The following is a 15,565-nucleotide window of genomic DNA, read 5'->3' as shown; positions in this document are numbered from 1 at the left end:
GACAAAAAATTGCCAGGAGCGCCACCGTGAACGAGATCCGTAAAATTGCGCCAGTCGCAATCTGGGACAATTTCCAGAAACTTTGCGATACCCCGCGTCCGTCCAATAAGGAAGAAGCTGTCTTGCAGCTTCTCGAAAAGATGGCTGATGGCAAAGGCGCCGCGCATTTCCGTGATAGCGGTGGGAACCTTGTGATCTCCATCCCGGCGACGGCGGGCTTTGAAGACCGCAAGATGGTTATCCTGCAATCCCACGTCGATATGGTCACCCAGGCCAACTCCGGATCGACGCACAATTTCGATACAGACCCGATCCGGATGCTGATGGATGGCGAATGGATTACCGCCGATAACACCACGCTTGGTGCCGACAATGGTATTGGCGCGGCCGCGATGATGGGCTTCATGACCGAAGAAGGGCTCGAGCACGGTCCGTTAGAACTTCTGTTCACGGTCGATGAAGAACGTGGCCTGACTGGTGCAATGAACCTGGAGCCGGGGCGCCTTAAGGGTGAAATCCTGCTCAACCTTGATACCGAAGACGAGTACGAACTTTGTGTCGGGTGTGCTGGCGGTGGCGATCTGGTCGCGACCTATGAATATACCGAAGAAGCCGTTGGTGCCGGGCTGGTGGCGCGTGATATTGCGCTGACCGGTTTGAAAGGTGGTCATTCGGGCATCGATATTATCCTTGGCCTTGGGAATGCCAACAAGCTGATGGCGCGGTTCCTGCGTACCGCAATTCGCGATTTTGATGCCCGCATTGTTGCCATTAACGCCGGGACAGCACGCAACGCCATTCCGCGTGAATCCTTTGCGACCGTTGTGCTGCCAGAAGGCAAGGTTTCGGATTTCGAGGCGGCGCTTGGCGCATTTGCAAGCGACGTCAAAGATGAAATCGGTGCGATTGAACCCAACTTTGCCATCCGTGCAACGAATGCGGATGTTCCGGCAAATGCCATGAGTGCCAAAGATTCCGCTGCATTCAACAATGCCTGTGTTGGTGCACCAAATGGTGTTCAGGCCATGAGTACCTCGGTCGAAGGGGTTGTTGAAACCTCGATCAATCTGGCCATCGTCAAACTTGCCGACGGCAAAGCCGACGTTACGCTGTCCGCCCGTAGCTCAATCAATTCCGCACGCGATGCCATGCGCGAAGTTGCAACCGCAGTGTTTGAAAATATTGGTGCAACTGTTGCCTGGGGTGATGCCTATCCGGGGTGGAAACCGGATGCCGACAGCGAAGTGGTCAGCCTGATGAAATCCGTTCACAAGGACATGTTTGGCAAGGAGCCAGAGATCCGCGTTATTCACGCCGGGCTTGAGTGTGGTGTGCTGGGGTCGAAATATCCGCATTGGGATATGGTTTCATTTGGCCCGACCATCAAACGTGCGCATAGCCCGGATGAATGCGTCCATGTGCCAAGTGTCGCGCGCTTCTGGGATTATCTCCTGGCGGCCCTTAAGGCGATCCCGGTCAAGGGATAAGGTCGATATCAGATAGAGACAAATGGATGCGGCTGATCGGGTGACCGGTCAGTCGCATTTGTTTTCAGCGCACCAGGCGTCGCGGGCCTCTGAACCGTTTCCCGGAACCAAGGCATCAAGATTTACAAAGCCGGTTTCGCCAATGCTGGTTTCAATTTCGATCCAGAATCCTTGACTGTCGCCTGCGACATAGACCGTCTCAAAGCGTGTCAGGCGGCGAATGATAGTGTCATTCACACTTGGCCCATCGCGCAGGTTCAGAAGTTCACGGTCGACATAATAGGGGTCACGATCTTCGCCCATCAGGTCCTTGACCTGCCGGGTAATTTCCGTGCCCTGGCGGGCAACCAGTTCAGGGATATCTCTGGTGACAAATCCCTGACCGGGGCCAAAGGCAATCAGGGCCGCAAAGATCAGGAAAAACAGCGGGCTTAGATGCAGCAAGGCATCCATCATGCCCGCGCGTTTCCATTCATCGCGCACACGGCGTGCTGGCTGACCGTCATCAAGGCGGCGCTGGCTTGCGCGGACCTGTTCGGCAAGCGCAGAACGGTTGGTGCCGATAAAATCAAGCGCCTGCATCAAGACCGCGCGTGCAAGTGGTTTGTTGCCAGACCGTTCAAACGCGTTGGCCTGGGTAAACAGCATCTTGGCATTGCCTTCGGGCGGGAAGGTGCCCCCGCGCATATTACTCAGGATAGCCTTCCATGCTGGCAAAAAGCTTTTCCAACCCCAGAAACCACGCAGCCATGTCTTGAAACTTGCCCGAAGCGCCATGCGCTTTGCGCCCTTGGGGGCCAGGTTGGCGGTAATGGTTTCAATAGTGCAGGAATTTAGAAAACCGCGAACGACCTTAAATTCAACCTGGCGGGGCTGGGCTGAGACGACGCCGGTGACAGCACACTGGATGAAACCCTGTGCGTTGGGTTCGGTTTTTGAGCGGTTATGGCGCCTTGCACCGGGGTGAATGTTACTTTTCCGCGCATTGGTTTTGGCCTGTTGTTCGCGGTAGGCCTGATTGGCGCGGGCGATTTTTTCTTCTGCCGTTTCGCGGGCCTTTTCCTGTTTGCGACCCGAACCGGCAAAGCCCTGTTTCTGGCGGTTGGCATTTTGCGCGCCGGCCGCGTTGGGGCCATAGGCGCCTGAGGTGGATTGGCCGTTTTGTTTAGGGCCACCACTGGACTTGTTTGTGCCAGTGGTACCGGCCGATTGCTTGGGCGGTTTGCGTTCACCAATCAGGATTTCATAGGCTTCGGTAATGTCTTTGAACTTGTCTTCCGAGTCCGGGTCAGTATTGCGGTCGGGGTGAAATTCAAAGGCCAGTTTGCGATAGGCAAGTTTGATTTCCTTCGCGCTCGCGCCGGGCGCAATATTCAGCATGCGATAATAGATGCCGAGGTGGTCAGTGTTCATGATGAATGAAAATTCCTGTCAGACATGCTTTCCAGCGCGGGAAATCAGCAAATTTCAATTTTATCAATAGCATTTCGCGGTGCAATCATAGGATCGAAATCTTAACACGTTGTCACTTTTGACTAATTGCCATATTTTCATGAATCACTTGAGCACCAAATGCGAACAAACAGGTAGTCGCCTTGAAACTGAAATTCTGGCAACGCAAGTCCAAAGCGGAAGACGATATGTCCGAAGAAGAGGGCATTTCCGCTGGCGTCGCTGAGGGGGGGGCGCCTGAGTTCGAAATGCCGCCGGGACATCACCTCAGTCTCGGGACGCGGTTGCGTGCCAAGTGGGAAGGTTATGACGACCCGGTCGAGTATTATCTGCTTCAGCTTGAAATTGATGCCTATGCCGACTGGTTGCGCAAAATGCGCATCTGGCTTGCCCGCCCGATAGAGCCGGAACTTAGCGAGCTTGACCTTGATGAGGAAATCGGTCGTTGGCCACCGGATCGTATCCGGCTTTATGACAAGCTGTTTGATCACGGGATCATGATGCCGGGAGGGCATGAATATGCGCTGGAACTGGCCAAGCCACTGGCACTAGACGAGACACTCAGCTGTCTGGAAATCGGTGCAAAGCTTGGCGGGGTGGCCCGCTTGTTGGCTGATCGGCTGGGCGTCTGGGTCACAGCATTGGAACCGGATGGGGAATTGGCCCTTTTGGGGATGGATCGATCGGTGCACGCCGGTGTCCAGAAAAAGGTCCCGGTTCAGACATTTGATCCGTTGCAGCCAGACCTTCGCAAGGGATATTTCAACGTCGTCTATTCCTATGGCGAGCTGTACAAAATTCCGGAAAAGGACGCATTTCTTGGTGCCTTGGCAGATACGTTGCGTGAACATGGACAGATTCTGATAACCGATTACGTGCTGACGCGTGACCTTGATGCCGATGAGCTGGAAAACTGGTCAAAGCTCGAAGGTGAAGAGCTGTTTCCATGGACAGCGCAACAATACAAATCCCGTATGGGGCAGCTGAAATTCGATATCCGCATTGCCAAGGATGAGTCGGAAACGCACCTTAGGCATATCAAGACGGCCTGGATGACCATGCTTTCCGATATCCAGAGCTCCGGTCTGGACACTGATATAATGGATTATCTGGAGCCAGAGATGGAAATGTGGATGAATCGCGTAAAAATGCTTGAAAATGGATCGCTGGCCTTTTATCGGTTCTACGCAACAATCAACTGACTGCTCAAGTTTCAGACTGCTGCGGGCGACGCGGAAGGGATTTGTACCAATTTCTGTCGCCGCAACCTGTTTTAGGTGTTGACAGGGGCATGTCGTACTTCTATTTTCCGGCTTCCTCGAAGGGGCCAAGTTTCTAAGGTTTAAGATTATGAAGATCCGGAACTCATTGAAATCCGCGAAGCTGCGGGAAAAAGGCTGCCGTATCGTGCGCCGCCGTGGCCGCGTATACGTGATCAATAAAAAGAACCCGCGTTTCAAGGCGCGCCAGGGTTAATTCCCGGTACCTTGTTCTCAAAGGTTTACAAAACGCCGCAGCGGTTTATCCAATGCGGCGTTTTGCTTTATTTGGACTGATTTGTGGGCTGTGGCAGGTCAACCTCTACGCCTTCAATGCGCACGGTGTAAACCGATGATGGCGTGCTGCGACCACGCAACATGACTTCCTTGACCAGAATGGTCTCCGCAGAATTGGACATCTGTTCGCGGGTGGTTTCCCCGATCAGGATCTTGGTGCCAAGTTCCTTGTTCATCGCCTCAAGGCGCGCAGCGCTGTTAACAGCGTCACCATTGACCGTGAAGGTGAGGCGGTCTGGCGCGCCAACATTGCCTGCAACCAGTTCGCCCGTATTCACCCCACAGCGGCACTTCAGTGATTGGCCAAGAAACGTCTGGCTATGGGCAAGTTGCTGAATCTCAATGGCGGACTTTACGGCAAGGTCGGCATGGTTCGGCTGATCGTCGACGGCGTTAAAGACGGCAAGAATAGCATCCCCCTGAAACTGGGTGATAATGCCTTTGTTTGCTTCGATAATCGTTGTCGCCTTGGCGAAATACGCGTTTAAAACATCAACAACGTTTTGCGGATCAGCATTCTCGCACATGCTGGTAAAGCCCTGCAGATCCACAAACAGGATGCTGGCAATGCATTTACGCGAGGGAATGGCGCCGGTGTCGTCAGTTGATTGCAAAAGTTTCAGGGCTATGGGCGGTGGCAGAAACTTGCCAAACAGGCGCCCGATACGCTCGCGATCCTTTAGTGTCGCCACCATATTGTTAAACGAATTTGATGCATCATCGAATTCCCGGATCAGGCTGTTCGGAAGGGACGGGAGGGCATTGATGTCTTCAGTTTCAAGTTGACGGCTGGCTAGCGATATTCGTTTAAGAGGTCGGGAAAAGAGATGTGCGATGACAGCTGCGGCGATGATCGCACCGGCCAATGCAACCAGTCCAATTACCCCAAGCTGATCCAGTCGTTGAATTTCGGCAGCAAAGATCGACGGCGAAAAATGCATGCCCATGGTGATCGGGGTGCTTGCGTATTTGTCTGCCGGCTGCGTGATGATAAAATGATCTTGGTCTTCGACGTTAACGTGATGAATGACAATCGGTCGGTCGTCCGGACTTTCCACCTCCTGACCAAAATCAATTTCATTCCAAAGATCCTGCTGAGCTAGTACAGGGTCATTGATGTCTTTTGCGCTGGGCAGGGCACTCAATGCCTCTTCCAGGGTTTTTGCGATAAACGGGGTCGTGTCGTTACCAGTCTTGGTGTTTTGCCAGGCAATCAACCCGGGATGGGCGATAAGCCGGTCACCAATCATGATAAAGCCTGTACGGCCGTTACCGGTATTGCTGGTATGAAGCTCGCTCGATAGCCCGGCAAGGGTCAGGTACTGCATCAGCAAGCCAATATACTGGCCATTTTGATAAACCGGGGCTGCCTCGCCGATCACGACCTGTTTGAGCTGATTATGCCAAAACGGGAAAATTGCCTGACTTACTGCCGGTCCTGCCAGTGGTAACTGCTCGACCAGACGTGTCTCCATCAGGTCGGCAGGGCCTTTTATCAGCCTTTTGGATTGAGGGTTATAGCCGATAAAGGTGCCATCGGGCGATGCAAGTCCAATCGCTGCGATATCACTTTCGCCAGTGATATATGATAGTGCGTGGTTTTGCCAAAACCCTGCATCACGAAGATCAAGCCGGTTTTGTGCTACTTTTTCGACAATGTGGTTGTTACGTTGTGCCAATCTGTTCATGCGCTTATCAACTGCGCGCTGAGCATCGGCAAGGTCATCACCACTTCTGGATATCCAAAGGTCGACTGTGTTTTCCTGAGCTGTTTTCAGACCGAAATAAACCGCGAGCCCTACACCCGACACGCTGGTTATGATCAATCCAGCGAGCAATACGACAAAAATGGAAAAGCGTTGGTTGCTTAGTTTCATCTATTGCCTCTCTAAAGCCCAAGGGCGTGTTCAATTGTCAATGCACATCGAGACGCCACGACAGAGTAGCTTATTGGGCGGCGCTATCGTTAAGTTCTAGATGAACCGTATACAGTGCAGTCTTTACATGACGGCCACGCAATAGCACTTCGCCTGCTTTTGTCGCTCTGTCCGGCCTTGCCAACAGATCTCGGGTCGTTTCCGAAATCAGGATGTCGGTGCCAAGGATCTTGTTTTCCTGTTCCAGGCGCGATGCCGTGTTGACGGCATCCCCATGAACCGTAAAGGACAGGCGGGCTTTTGCGCCGACGTTCCCGGCAACCATTGAACCCGTATTGACCCCACAGCGGACTTGTAAATCAAGCCCTTCAAATGTTCGGCTTTTGACTTGTTGTTGCAGGGCAATGGCACTGTCGAGTGCTGCGTCCGCATGATTATCCAGATCATTGAACACGTTATAGACGGCAAGGATCGCATCGCCCTGGAATTGGGTGATGATTCCGCCGTGGTTTTCAATGATTTGGGTAGCACAATCGAAATAGTCATTGAGCATTGCGATGATCTGTTCGGGATCAAGGGATTCGCACATGGATGTAAAGCCGGCGATATCGACAAACAGCACGGTGGCTTCGGATTGTTGCGGCGGCAGGACCCCGGAATCATTGCCTGATGCCAGAAGCTTCTTGGCGATGGATTGCGGCACGAATTTACCAAACAGACTGGTGATGCGTTCGCGGTCATGAACGGCCAGCATCATGTGATTGAACGACCTGGCCGCATCATCATATTCGCGAATTCGGCTGCCCTTGAGTTGCGGAACTTCCGAAGACGAGATGTCTTCGTCTTCAAAGGCGCGCGCGGCGCTGGCAAACCGGCGAATTGGTTGGGTGAAGTGGCGTGACAGGATGATGGCAACGATCACGGAAAGGATAAAGACGCCGCCACCAAGAACGGACGCCAGAACCAGCCTGTCCCATTCGTCATCAAACAATTCCTGGTCAAAATACATGCCAATCACGACCGGCGAAATTGGTGCGGTTTGAACCTGGCGCGTGACGATCAGGTGATAGCGATCATTGTACTCAAGCCCTGAAAGGCGAATGCCGCTATTGTGGCGCTCGTCATCAGGGTCAAGCCGGATGTTTTCCGATTTCCCGATATTGGCAAGAATCGGGTCACCGATATCATGGATGGTGGGCAAGGGAATTGGGCTGCGTGCGATATCCTCGCCATTGATCAACTCGTTTGCCGTGTTTTGCCCCCAGTCGCGTAGTTTGGGATGGGCCATTACACGATTGCCACCAATTAGAATAAAGGGTGTGCCAGGCAAATCTTCGCGTCCGCGGATCAGGCTTTCAGACAGATTGGATAGCGACAGATACTGAATGAACGTGCCCAGATACTGCCCGTCATAAAACAGCGGTACCCAGCTTGTCAGGACGGTACGGTCGAAATAGGGGTCCCAACGGGGATAACCGGTGCGGTTGTTGATGGGGCCGCGGATATGTGCCAGTTCCGAGAACAGCAAGTCGTCCTTAGGCAGGGTTCTTCGAATTTCGCTCATATCCTGGGGATCAAAGCCGATAAATTCGCGCTCCCCGGTTACAAGCCCATAGGCCATGACGCCCATGTCGGCCGCGGCAAGGGCACGCATCGCACTGGTCCAGCCGTATTGAAAGCTGGGATCAAGCGCGCCACTGGCAACCTGATCTGCAACCCAGTCAGAACGTTGGTCGACTTCGTCCATGCGTTCATGCATGGTGCGCTGCACCGATGTCAGGTCAATGTCAGCCAGCATCACCCACAGATTGCGGGTGTTTTCAATAGCCGTTCCAAGACCGACATAAAGGGATAGTCCGACGCCAAAGACACTGGTGGCGATAAAACCGGCAAGAAGAACAGAAAGAACAGAATATCTGCGTTTTGATGTCACGCGGTTTTCTTCCAGATAAGAGGTTTTCCCCAACCCCGTCTTGATCTTAGCGGCGATCGAACTTTGTTGAAAGGATGATCGAACTTGATGTGCGTTTTATCCCGGGCATCCCCCCGATCCGGTCCAGAACACTATCAAGTTCCTCCGGTGTGTCGGCGGCGACTTCGGCGATCAGGTCATATTCACCGGAAACCGCAAGACAGCGAATGCAGTGCGGGATTTTCTGCAACGCTCCAACCACACCTGCCGACTGTTTCTGTTCAAGCTGGATCATCACTTCTGCAAGTAACACCGGCTTTGCAAGATCGCCAAGCTGAACGGTGTAACCCTTGATAATTTCGGATTTTTCCAGCCGTTCCATGCGTTCCTGAACAGCACTGCGTGAGAGGCTTACTTCGCGTGCAAGTGCGGCGGTCGGAAGGCGCGCGTTTTCCTGCAGGCGTGTGATCAGTCGACGATCAATTTCATCAATATGACGTTTCATCGGTAAAGCCCATTAAAATGACGGGTTTTTATTGTGTTTTGACAGTATTGCCGGGTTGAAAGCGTTCGTCCAGAGGCGGACCATAATTAGGTAAAAACAAAACACGATCAGGGCAGACGTGGCATCGACAGTGAAAATGTCTGCTTGTTTGGGAGTTAGAGAAAATGAAAAAGATTTTGATCCTCGGGGCAGGGAAAATTGGCCGTATTGCTGCGGTTATGTTGAATGAAAGTGGCGACTATGCGGTGACACTGGCCGATGCCAGTGGTGAGATGCTTGAAATCTGTGCCGAGGATAACGCTGCGACACTGGTAAAGGTGGATGTCACAGATGAGGTCGCATTAAAAGATGTCGCCAAGGGGCATGACGCGATCCTGTCGACCTGTCCTTTCTTTTTGAATGTCGCGATTGCAAAGGTCGCACGTGCGGTTGGGGCATCCTATTTTGATGTCACCGAAGACGTCGAAACCACGCGTGCCATTCGCGAAATCTCCAAGGGGGCAGAGTGTGCGTTTGTACCGCAATGCGGATTGGCGCCAGGATTTATCTCGATCGCAGCACACGATCTGTTCAAACGGTTTGATCACGTTCATAAGTTGAGGTTGCGCGTCGGCGCATTGCCGCAAAATCCAACCAACCGGTTGAAGTATAATCTGACCTGGTCTACGGACGGCTTGATCAACGAGTATCTCAACCCGTGCGAAGCGATCCTGAATGGCAAACGGGTCGAAGTGCTGCCGCTTGAAGGGTATGAACGCTTCACCATCGACGGTACGGAGTATGAGGCCTTCAATACATCGGGTGGTGTTGGCGCGCTGTGTGACATGCTTGAGGGCAAGGTGGATAATCTTGATTACAAAACAGTGCGTTATCCGGGCCATCAGGAAATCCTCAAAATCCTGATCGAGGATCTTCGTTTGGGTGAACGCCCTGATATGATGAAGGAAATCTTCGAAAATGCCCTGCCGGTAACCAAACAGGACGTCATCGTTATTTTTGCCGATGCCGTCGGGACCCAACGTGGCGCGCTTTGCGAGGAAAGCTTCATCAGGAAGGTGCATGGCACCCGCGTCGGCGGCCGGGATTGGTCGGCAATCCAGATCACGACGTCGGCCGGTTTGTGTGCGGTAATGGATATGGTTCTGACCGGTAAATTGCCAACGCAAGGCTATGTACGTCAGGAAGAAGTGCGATTGGAAGATTTTCTGATAAATCGTTTCGGGCGTTATTTCGGTAAACCGGATTAAGCGCGTCAAAGTAAAGGTAGTTCGCACTTTAAGGTTAAAAACCCTCTGAGAATTTTCTCAGAGGGTTTTGCTATTTCAATGTCTTAGCGGATGACAATTGACCGTGTTTTTAAGGTTGGGGTGTTACCAGTATCTATCAAATCTGTAATGTTCTGGCAGGCATGGAGTAGCTGGAAAAAATGTGGCAAAGACGTGGTTTGTTAACGCTTGGAACGTATGGTGGACCAAATCCGGTTTCTCTTGGGTAATAGGTATTCCTTGTCTGATTTTGCCGACATCTACCGTTCTGCATTGAACTTGTATGAAGCAGGTCGATACGCAGAGGCAGAAGAATCCTGTCAGCGAATGATCCGTTCATTCCCGCAGGCCGCAGAAGCGATGCATCTGGCGGGCCTTGTTGCCATGCGCCACGGGAACCAGACGCTGGCGGCAGAACGTATGGGGCGGGCCGCTATCGCGGACGCCAACAGTGCAGAAATTCAACATGACCATGCGCAGGCCCTGAAAGCCGTCGGCAAGCTTCGAGATGCTGTGGGGGCGTTTAAACGTGCCATTCGCTTGTGCCCGGATGCGCCAGCCCTTTATTGCAATATCGCCAACACATACCGCCAGCTTGATGAACTTGATGCCGCGCGCGAGAACTATGAAAGCGCGCTTGAACTGGCACCAGATGTGGCCGAAATTCATGCCAATTATGCCGCCTGCCAGTATGCTATGGGCGATATTGACGGGGCGGAAAGGTCCTGCCTGACCGCGCTGAAGATGCGCGATGACATCGTCAATGCGCTGGTCCTGATTGGTCAGATCCGACTTGATCAAGGACGGACTGTTTCGGCAAGCGAACCGCTACGGCGCGCTTTGTCGTTGGAACCGGGCAATCCACGTGCCTTGACCGCCTATGGCGATGCGCTATTCCGGCTTGGTCAGTTTGCCGGTGCACAACATTGCCTTCGACAAGTTTTGGCACTGGATCCGGATGATGCAAAGGCGCGCCGGACACTTGCGTTGCTGAACCTTCGTGTCGGGCAGGGGCTTGAGGCGATTGGTGCGCTGGAGCCTCTTTTGGCCCATAACCCTGAAGATCCTCAATTGCTACTGATGATGGGGGAGGCGCTTAGTCTTGTTGGCCGTCATGGCGAAGCTGTCGAAAGGTTCGGCGCCGCCATTGGTGCAGGTGGGGGTGATGACGCTGTGTTCCGCCTGGCCGTTGAACTGGCTGAGGAAGGGGATACTGCTTCCGCACAGTCCGTCTTGCAAAACGGGATTGATCGGAAAATTGCTGCCGGCGAAAATACCGCGCTGTTTCGCACTGCGCGCCGTTTGCTATTTGCGCCGGTCCCGACCGATCTTGCTGCGCAGAATGACGAGGTGGTTCGCGATCTTCTGGATGATACGCTTGATGAAGACGCGCTTGAACCCGATCTTGAATTTGTCGGTTCTGACCGGATCGATCCAATTGTTTTGACCAGGTTCCCGCCGGTCTGGCGTGCAGCATTGCGCCCCGAAGGTGATAAACAATTGCGTGCCGTTGGTCATTACTGGGAACGTCTGGTATCGGGATATGACGTGCCGGAAATCAGTGCATCAGCCACGCGCACGGCCGGAAAAACCCGGATCGGCATTGTTTCAGCCAATATGTGTGACAACGGAATCGGGCGCTGGATCGTCGGACTTGCCGAGGCGGTTGATCGTGACCGGTTCGATGTCACCATTATCCGTCCACCAACGGGCGAGGATGATATTACGGCGCGCATTGATGAACATGCCGACCTTGTCGTTCCATTGCCGCTTGATCCATTGCATTCCGCGCGGGTGATTTCCGGGCTGGGCCTTGATGTTCTACATTATGTCGACCCGCAGGCGGATGCCTATACGATGTTGCTGGCAAGCTGGCGTTTGGCGCCGCTTCAGATTTCCGGTGGCGGGATTGCGGCGACCAGTGGTCTTTCCAACATCGATTACCACCTGATCGCCGAGGATTGGGAAACAGCCGGCGGTGAAAAGCGGTTCAGCGAGAAGCTGGTGCGCCTTCCCGGATTGTTTGTGAACGCGACCCCGCCAGAGCCCGTTGAGATGTCGACAACAGATCTGCAGCGGCGCTGGCGACTGGCGCAAGATCGCAATACCTATCTGTGCCCGCAACCCCTTGATGTTCTGACCGCCGAATTTGATCCGCTGATTGCTGAAATCCTGCGGCTGGATGAAACGGCGGAACTTCTGTTAATCGCACCGGAACGCGATAGTTGGGATGCTGCGTGGGGGCGTCGGTTCGCGGTCAATCATGCCGATGTCGCAGGACGAATGCGGTTTGTGAATGTGCGGAACCGGGCCGATTTGCTGTCGCTTCTTTGTGCTGTGGATGTCGTGCTTGAAAGCCCGGCCTGGAACGATGCGATGCTGGCATTTGATTGTTTGGGGCTTGGTGTGCCGCTGGTCACCTTGCCGGGCAATGCGGCGCGATCACGCAGAAGCCATACCTGCTATCGCCAGATATCGGTTTTTGATTGTGTTGCCTATCATTCTGCCGATTTTGTCGATACTGCGCTGACGCTGGCAACAGACAAGCGTCGTCGCTCGGTGGTCTCACATGCCATCAAGAGCCGGTCGCACATTCTGTTTGGCCAGAAGTCCTCGTTTGATGCCTATATGCAGTTTCTTGATAGCTGCACTTCCGTACCACAAGGTGCTGCTCTTCAAGGGCAGGTGTGATTAAAGCGAACTAGCTAAGAGCGTCTATATCGGCTTCGGAAAGTGCCGCTGGTACGATGGTCAGTGGCAAACGCAGTTGACCGACCGTGTCGCTTTTGGTGAGCGCTGTGATCAGAGGGCCTGGACCATCGCTTGTCGTGCCCGCAGCGAGAACCAGAATGGAAATCTGTTCTTCTTCATCCAGCAGGTTCAGTAGCTCATCCTTCAGACGGCCTTCACGGATAAACAAAAGCGGCATGCTGCCGGTTTGTTCGTGAACATATGCTGCCAGTTCGTTGACGCGAGATTCTGCCTCGTCACGGGCTTCTTCCTTCATCAGATCACCGACCGCCATCCAGTGCTGGAATTCGGCCGGTTCGATGACACTGAGAAGGGCGACACGACCACCGGTATGTTGTGCGCGACGGCAGGCATAACGCAGTGCCTTGGTCATCTCATCGCTGTCATCCACGACAACAAGAAATGTCCTGTTGGAAGTCGCACGAAGTTCCTGATCGGCGTCAAAAGAAGGCATATGGGTTCTCTGAACAGTTGCACTCAACCGCTGCGGCACTGAACAGATGTGGGACTGTTGTTACGAGCGGACGGTTAAATTGTGCCGCAACTCGTCGCCGCTTTCCAAGTGATTTTTGGGAGTTACGCCAAAGATTTATGCGTTGTATTCCCCTAAGGTGAAATGCTGCACCTGCGAAATTACAGGGGTAAGAAAAGCTCGTTCAGGCAGTGAGCGGGGCATAGCACCGTTAGCGTTTGCGAAACGCGACACTTGCAATCCAACCAGCGACCACTGCAATAATCACGGCAATAATGCCATAGAGTGCCGAATAGCGGTGGGCAAATTCATAGACCTCTGCACTTACCCCGGTTTTCGATACAACCAGCGGTGTGGTTTTCACACTGGCAACACCGCCATCACGCATCAGATAGACATTGATGGTGTAGGTGCCGGTTGGTGTATTGGCGGGAAAATGAATGTCGGTGCGGAACAGCTGATTAGACAGGAAACTGATTTTTGCCGGACGTTCGCCAAACAAGCCTGAGTCCTGCATATTGCGGACCAAAGCTTCGCGATAGATTGGCTTGTCTTCATCAGTCATGTCGCTTTCAGCAACGAAGCGCAGATTTTGCAGCCCGATGCGGTAGTCAAGTAACACTTCGGGTGGGGCGATGATATCCATCGGCCGGTTTGACGCGCTGGCATAATAGGCTGGCACATTTTTGTAGCGCGCGCTTTTGCTGTTTATCCAGATGCCGACTTTGCGCTCTTTCTTGCGAACCACCATATCCTGATCCGGGCCGCGTACTGTCACGATGACGTCGCCTTCATCCTCAACCGCACCAAACAGCAGCACATTGGTACCGGTAAAACCGGTTGTGATGGCAACCAGATGGTTTGACAGGTCAACAACCAGTGGATCGGCAGAGGCTTTTTTTACAGCTGTTCCCAAGCTCAGGATGGGCAGCAGGCCAATCAACATAATCGATATCAGCATGCGCGAAGAAACTGTCATCACAGATCCCCCGGCATGACGGAGTAGAGATCATCGGGCGTGATCACCAGATCAAACAGAAGTTTCAAACACACCGAGAGAACCAAAAGACCCAGCAGGGCACGAAGGTGTTCTGCCTTGAGCCGTGCGCCAAATTGCGCGCCAAACTGTGCACCGATGACGCCACCAATCAAAAGCAGGATGGCAAGGGCAACATCGACTGTTTGCGTCTGGACAGATTGCAGGAACGTCACGTTGGCGGTGACAAAGATGATCTGGAACAGCGATGTCCCGATAACCACACCGGTTGGCATGCCCAACAGATAGATCATCGCCGGAACCATTACGAAACCGCCACCAACACCCATCAGGGCGGTCAGCATGCCGACAAAGAAGCCAACCGCCAGCGGCAACAGTGCGCTGATATAAAGCCCTGAGCGATAAAAGCGCATCTTGAAGGGCAGGCCGTGGATGAAGCTGTGCTGATGTTTTTTGGATCGTCTGATCTGGCCGCCACGCCGCCGGGTGCGGAAAATGGCGCGGGTGGCCTCAATCAGCATCATCCCGCCGATGATACCAAGGAAGATTACGTAACAAAGCGAAATAACAAGGTCGATCTGACCCAGCGAACGCAACCAGGCAAAGACCCAAACACCCGCGGTCGAGCCAACAATACCACCCGCCAGAAGGACAAGCCCCATCTTCAGGTCGACATTGCCGCGCTTCCAGTGGGCAAATACGCCCGATACGGACGATGCAACGATCTGGTTGGCAGCAGTTGCCACGGAAACAGCCGGGGGGATACCATAAAAGATCAAAAGCGGGGTGATCAGAAAGCCGCCACCGACGCCAAACAGGCCAGACAAAAAGCCGACCCCGCCGCCCAGTCCCAAAATAAGGAATATATTTACCGATATCTCGGCAATCGGGAGATAGATTTGCATCGCGGGTGGGCTAACAGCGTTTGATTGATTGTTGTTCTTCAGTCTAACATATTGTGCAAATGCAACAATCGCCAAATGGCGCTATATCGGACCGGTTTCGTATTTTTTATAAGGTTTCTCATGTCGTCATCTTCAAGTGGTCCTCATCATGCAATTCTAGACGCACGTGGGTTGATGTGCCCAATGCCGGTTCTCAAGGCAAAAAAGGCACTACGCGATGTGAAAGACGGCGGTGTTTTGAAGGTGATGGCAACTGATCCGGGATCGGTCGCAGACATAAAGGCCTTTTGCGAGATGACCGGAAACCGCCTGATTTCTTCCGACCAGGATGGCGATGTGTTTATCTATCACATTGAAAAGGCCCTTGTCTGACGTCGACTTTCTCA

General features: G+C 53.2%; 13 protein-coding genes. 6 read left to right on the top strand and 7 right to left on the bottom strand.

The genetic code is table 11. The features are described 5' to 3' along the window. Positions 1 to 26 precede the first annotated feature (26 nt). On the top strand, positions 27 to 1,487 hold the full coding sequence (locus tag HED22_RS02935; RefSeq protein ID WP_167718675.1) for an aminoacyl-histidine dipeptidase: 1,461 nt from the start codon (positions 27 to 29) through the stop codon (positions 1,485 to 1,487). 48 nt (positions 1,488 to 1,535) lie between these two features. Here HED22_RS02935 and HED22_RS02930 read toward each other — a convergent pair whose 3' ends face one another. Then, positions 1,536 to 2,900: a DnaJ domain-containing protein gene (locus HED22_RS02930; RefSeq protein WP_167718673.1), complete on the bottom strand. Its 1,365-nt coding sequence runs from the start codon at positions 2,898 to 2,900 to the stop codon at positions 1,536 to 1,538. Between the two features lie 227 nt (positions 2,901 to 3,127). Between HED22_RS02930 and HED22_RS02925 the strand changes: the two genes are divergently transcribed. Further along, the gene (locus tag HED22_RS02925) at positions 3,128 to 4,141 is read left to right on the top strand and encodes a methyltransferase domain-containing protein (RefSeq protein WP_254869694.1); all 1,014 of its coding nucleotides are present in this window, start codon (positions 3,128 to 3,130) and stop codon (positions 4,139 to 4,141) included. A 148-nt stretch (positions 4,142 to 4,289) separates the two neighbouring features. Further along, entirely contained in the window at positions 4,290 to 4,415 is a 126-nt protein-coding gene (ykgO, locus tag HED22_RS02920) for a type B 50S ribosomal protein L36 (RefSeq protein WP_007090004.1), read from the top strand. A gap of 67 nt (positions 4,416 to 4,482) precedes the next feature. Here ykgO and HED22_RS02915 read toward each other — a convergent pair whose 3' ends face one another. The 3 genes from HED22_RS02915 to HED22_RS02905 form a co-directional block, all read right to left on the bottom strand. Continuing rightward, a complete protein-coding gene (locus HED22_RS02915; protein WP_167718669.1) occupies positions 4,483 to 6,372 on the bottom strand; it encodes an adenylate/guanylate cyclase domain-containing protein in 1,890 nt (629 codons plus the stop codon). Positions 6,373 to 6,442: 70 nt separating this feature from the next. Then, positions 6,443 to 8,305, bottom strand: a complete 1,863-nt coding sequence (locus tag HED22_RS02910; RefSeq protein ID WP_368484460.1) for an adenylate/guanylate cyclase domain-containing protein — start codon at positions 8,303 to 8,305, stop codon at positions 6,443 to 6,445. 46 nt (positions 8,306 to 8,351) lie between these two features. After that, positions 8,352 to 8,789, bottom strand: coding sequence for an Lrp/AsnC family transcriptional regulator (locus HED22_RS02905; protein WP_167718665.1), 438 nt, complete (start codon positions 8,787 to 8,789; stop codon positions 8,352 to 8,354). Positions 8,790 to 8,953: 164 nt separating this feature from the next. Here HED22_RS02905 and HED22_RS02900 point away from each other — a divergent pair, with 164 nt between their 5' ends. Together HED22_RS02900 and HED22_RS02895 are read left to right on the top strand one after the other, a co-directional pair. Then, positions 8,954 to 10,036 (top strand): saccharopine dehydrogenase C-terminal domain-containing protein, encoded by a 1,083-nt coding sequence (locus HED22_RS02900; protein ID WP_167718663.1) that lies wholly within the window; start codon positions 8,954 to 8,956, stop codon positions 10,034 to 10,036. A gap of 216 nt (positions 10,037 to 10,252) precedes the next feature. Continuing rightward, complete coding sequence (locus HED22_RS02895; RefSeq protein WP_254869693.1) at positions 10,253 to 12,745, top strand: tetratricopeptide repeat protein; 2,493 nt, start codon at positions 10,253 to 10,255, stop codon at positions 12,743 to 12,745. Between the two features lie 10 nt (positions 12,746 to 12,755). On the opposite strand, the gene HED22_RS02890 is transcribed toward HED22_RS02895, so the two are convergent. The 3 genes from HED22_RS02890 to HED22_RS02880 form a co-directional block, all read right to left on the bottom strand. Further along, complete coding sequence (locus HED22_RS02890; protein WP_044828764.1) at positions 12,756 to 13,259, bottom strand: universal stress protein; 504 nt, start codon at positions 13,257 to 13,259, stop codon at positions 12,756 to 12,758. A gap of 229 nt (positions 13,260 to 13,488) precedes the next feature. Continuing rightward, complete coding sequence (locus HED22_RS02885) at positions 13,489 to 14,256, bottom strand: TIGR02186 family protein (RefSeq protein WP_254869692.1); 768 nt, start codon at positions 14,254 to 14,256, stop codon at positions 13,489 to 13,491. Then, positions 14,256 to 15,179, bottom strand: a complete 924-nt coding sequence (locus tag HED22_RS02880) for a sulfite exporter TauE/SafE family protein (protein ID WP_167718659.1) — start codon at positions 15,177 to 15,179, stop codon at positions 14,256 to 14,258. The genes HED22_RS02885 and HED22_RS02880 overlap by 1 nt, the downstream gene beginning before the upstream one ends. Positions 15,180 to 15,299: 120 nt before the next feature. On the opposite strand from HED22_RS02880, the gene HED22_RS02875 reads away from it, so the two are divergent. Next, positions 15,300 to 15,551, top strand: a complete 252-nt coding sequence (locus tag HED22_RS02875) for a sulfurtransferase TusA family protein (protein ID WP_167718657.1) — start codon at positions 15,300 to 15,302, stop codon at positions 15,549 to 15,551. Positions 15,552 to 15,565 lie beyond the last annotated feature (14 nt).

The organism is Thalassospira sp. HF15 (assembly GCF_011806525.1).
Classification (GTDB): Bacteria; Pseudomonadota; Alphaproteobacteria; order Rhodospirillales; family Thalassospiraceae; genus Thalassospira.
Note: the sequence above shows the minus strand (reverse complement) of the source record. Positions and strands in the feature narration are given on the sequence as shown.

Coding starts and splice junctions, on each gene's coding strand:
- HED22_RS02905 (WP_167718665.1), bottom strand. CDS start 8,789: ATGAAACGTCATATTGATGAAATTGATCGTCGACTGATCACACGCCTG.
- HED22_RS02885 (WP_254869692.1), bottom strand. CDS start 14,256: ATGACAGTTTCTTCGCGCATGCTGATATCGATTATGTTGATTGGCCTG.
- HED22_RS02895 (WP_254869693.1), top strand. CDS start 10,253: ATGGTGGACCAAATCCGGTTTCTCTTGGGTAATAGGTATTCCTTGTCT.
- HED22_RS02890 (WP_044828764.1), bottom strand. CDS start 13,259: ATGCCTTCTTTTGACGCCGATCAGGAACTTCGTGCGACTTCCAACAGG.
- HED22_RS02880 (WP_167718659.1), bottom strand. CDS start 15,179: ATGCAAATCTATCTCCCGATTGCCGAGATATCGGTAAATATATTCCTT.
- HED22_RS02875 (WP_167718657.1), top strand. CDS start 15,300: ATGTCGTCATCTTCAAGTGGTCCTCATCATGCAATTCTAGACGCACGT.
- HED22_RS02925 (WP_254869694.1), top strand. CDS start 3,128: ATGTCCGAAGAAGAGGGCATTTCCGCTGGCGTCGCTGAGGGGGGGGCG.
- HED22_RS02915 (WP_167718669.1), bottom strand. CDS start 6,372: ATGAAACTAAGCAACCAACGCTTTTCCATTTTTGTCGTATTGCTCGCT.
- ykgO (WP_007090004.1), top strand. CDS start 4,290: ATGAAGATCCGGAACTCATTGAAATCCGCGAAGCTGCGGGAAAAAGGC.
- HED22_RS02930 (WP_167718673.1), bottom strand. CDS start 2,900: ATGAACACTGACCACCTCGGCATCTATTATCGCATGCTGAATATTGCG.
- HED22_RS02900 (WP_167718663.1), top strand. CDS start 8,954: ATGAAAAAGATTTTGATCCTCGGGGCAGGGAAAATTGGCCGTATTGCT.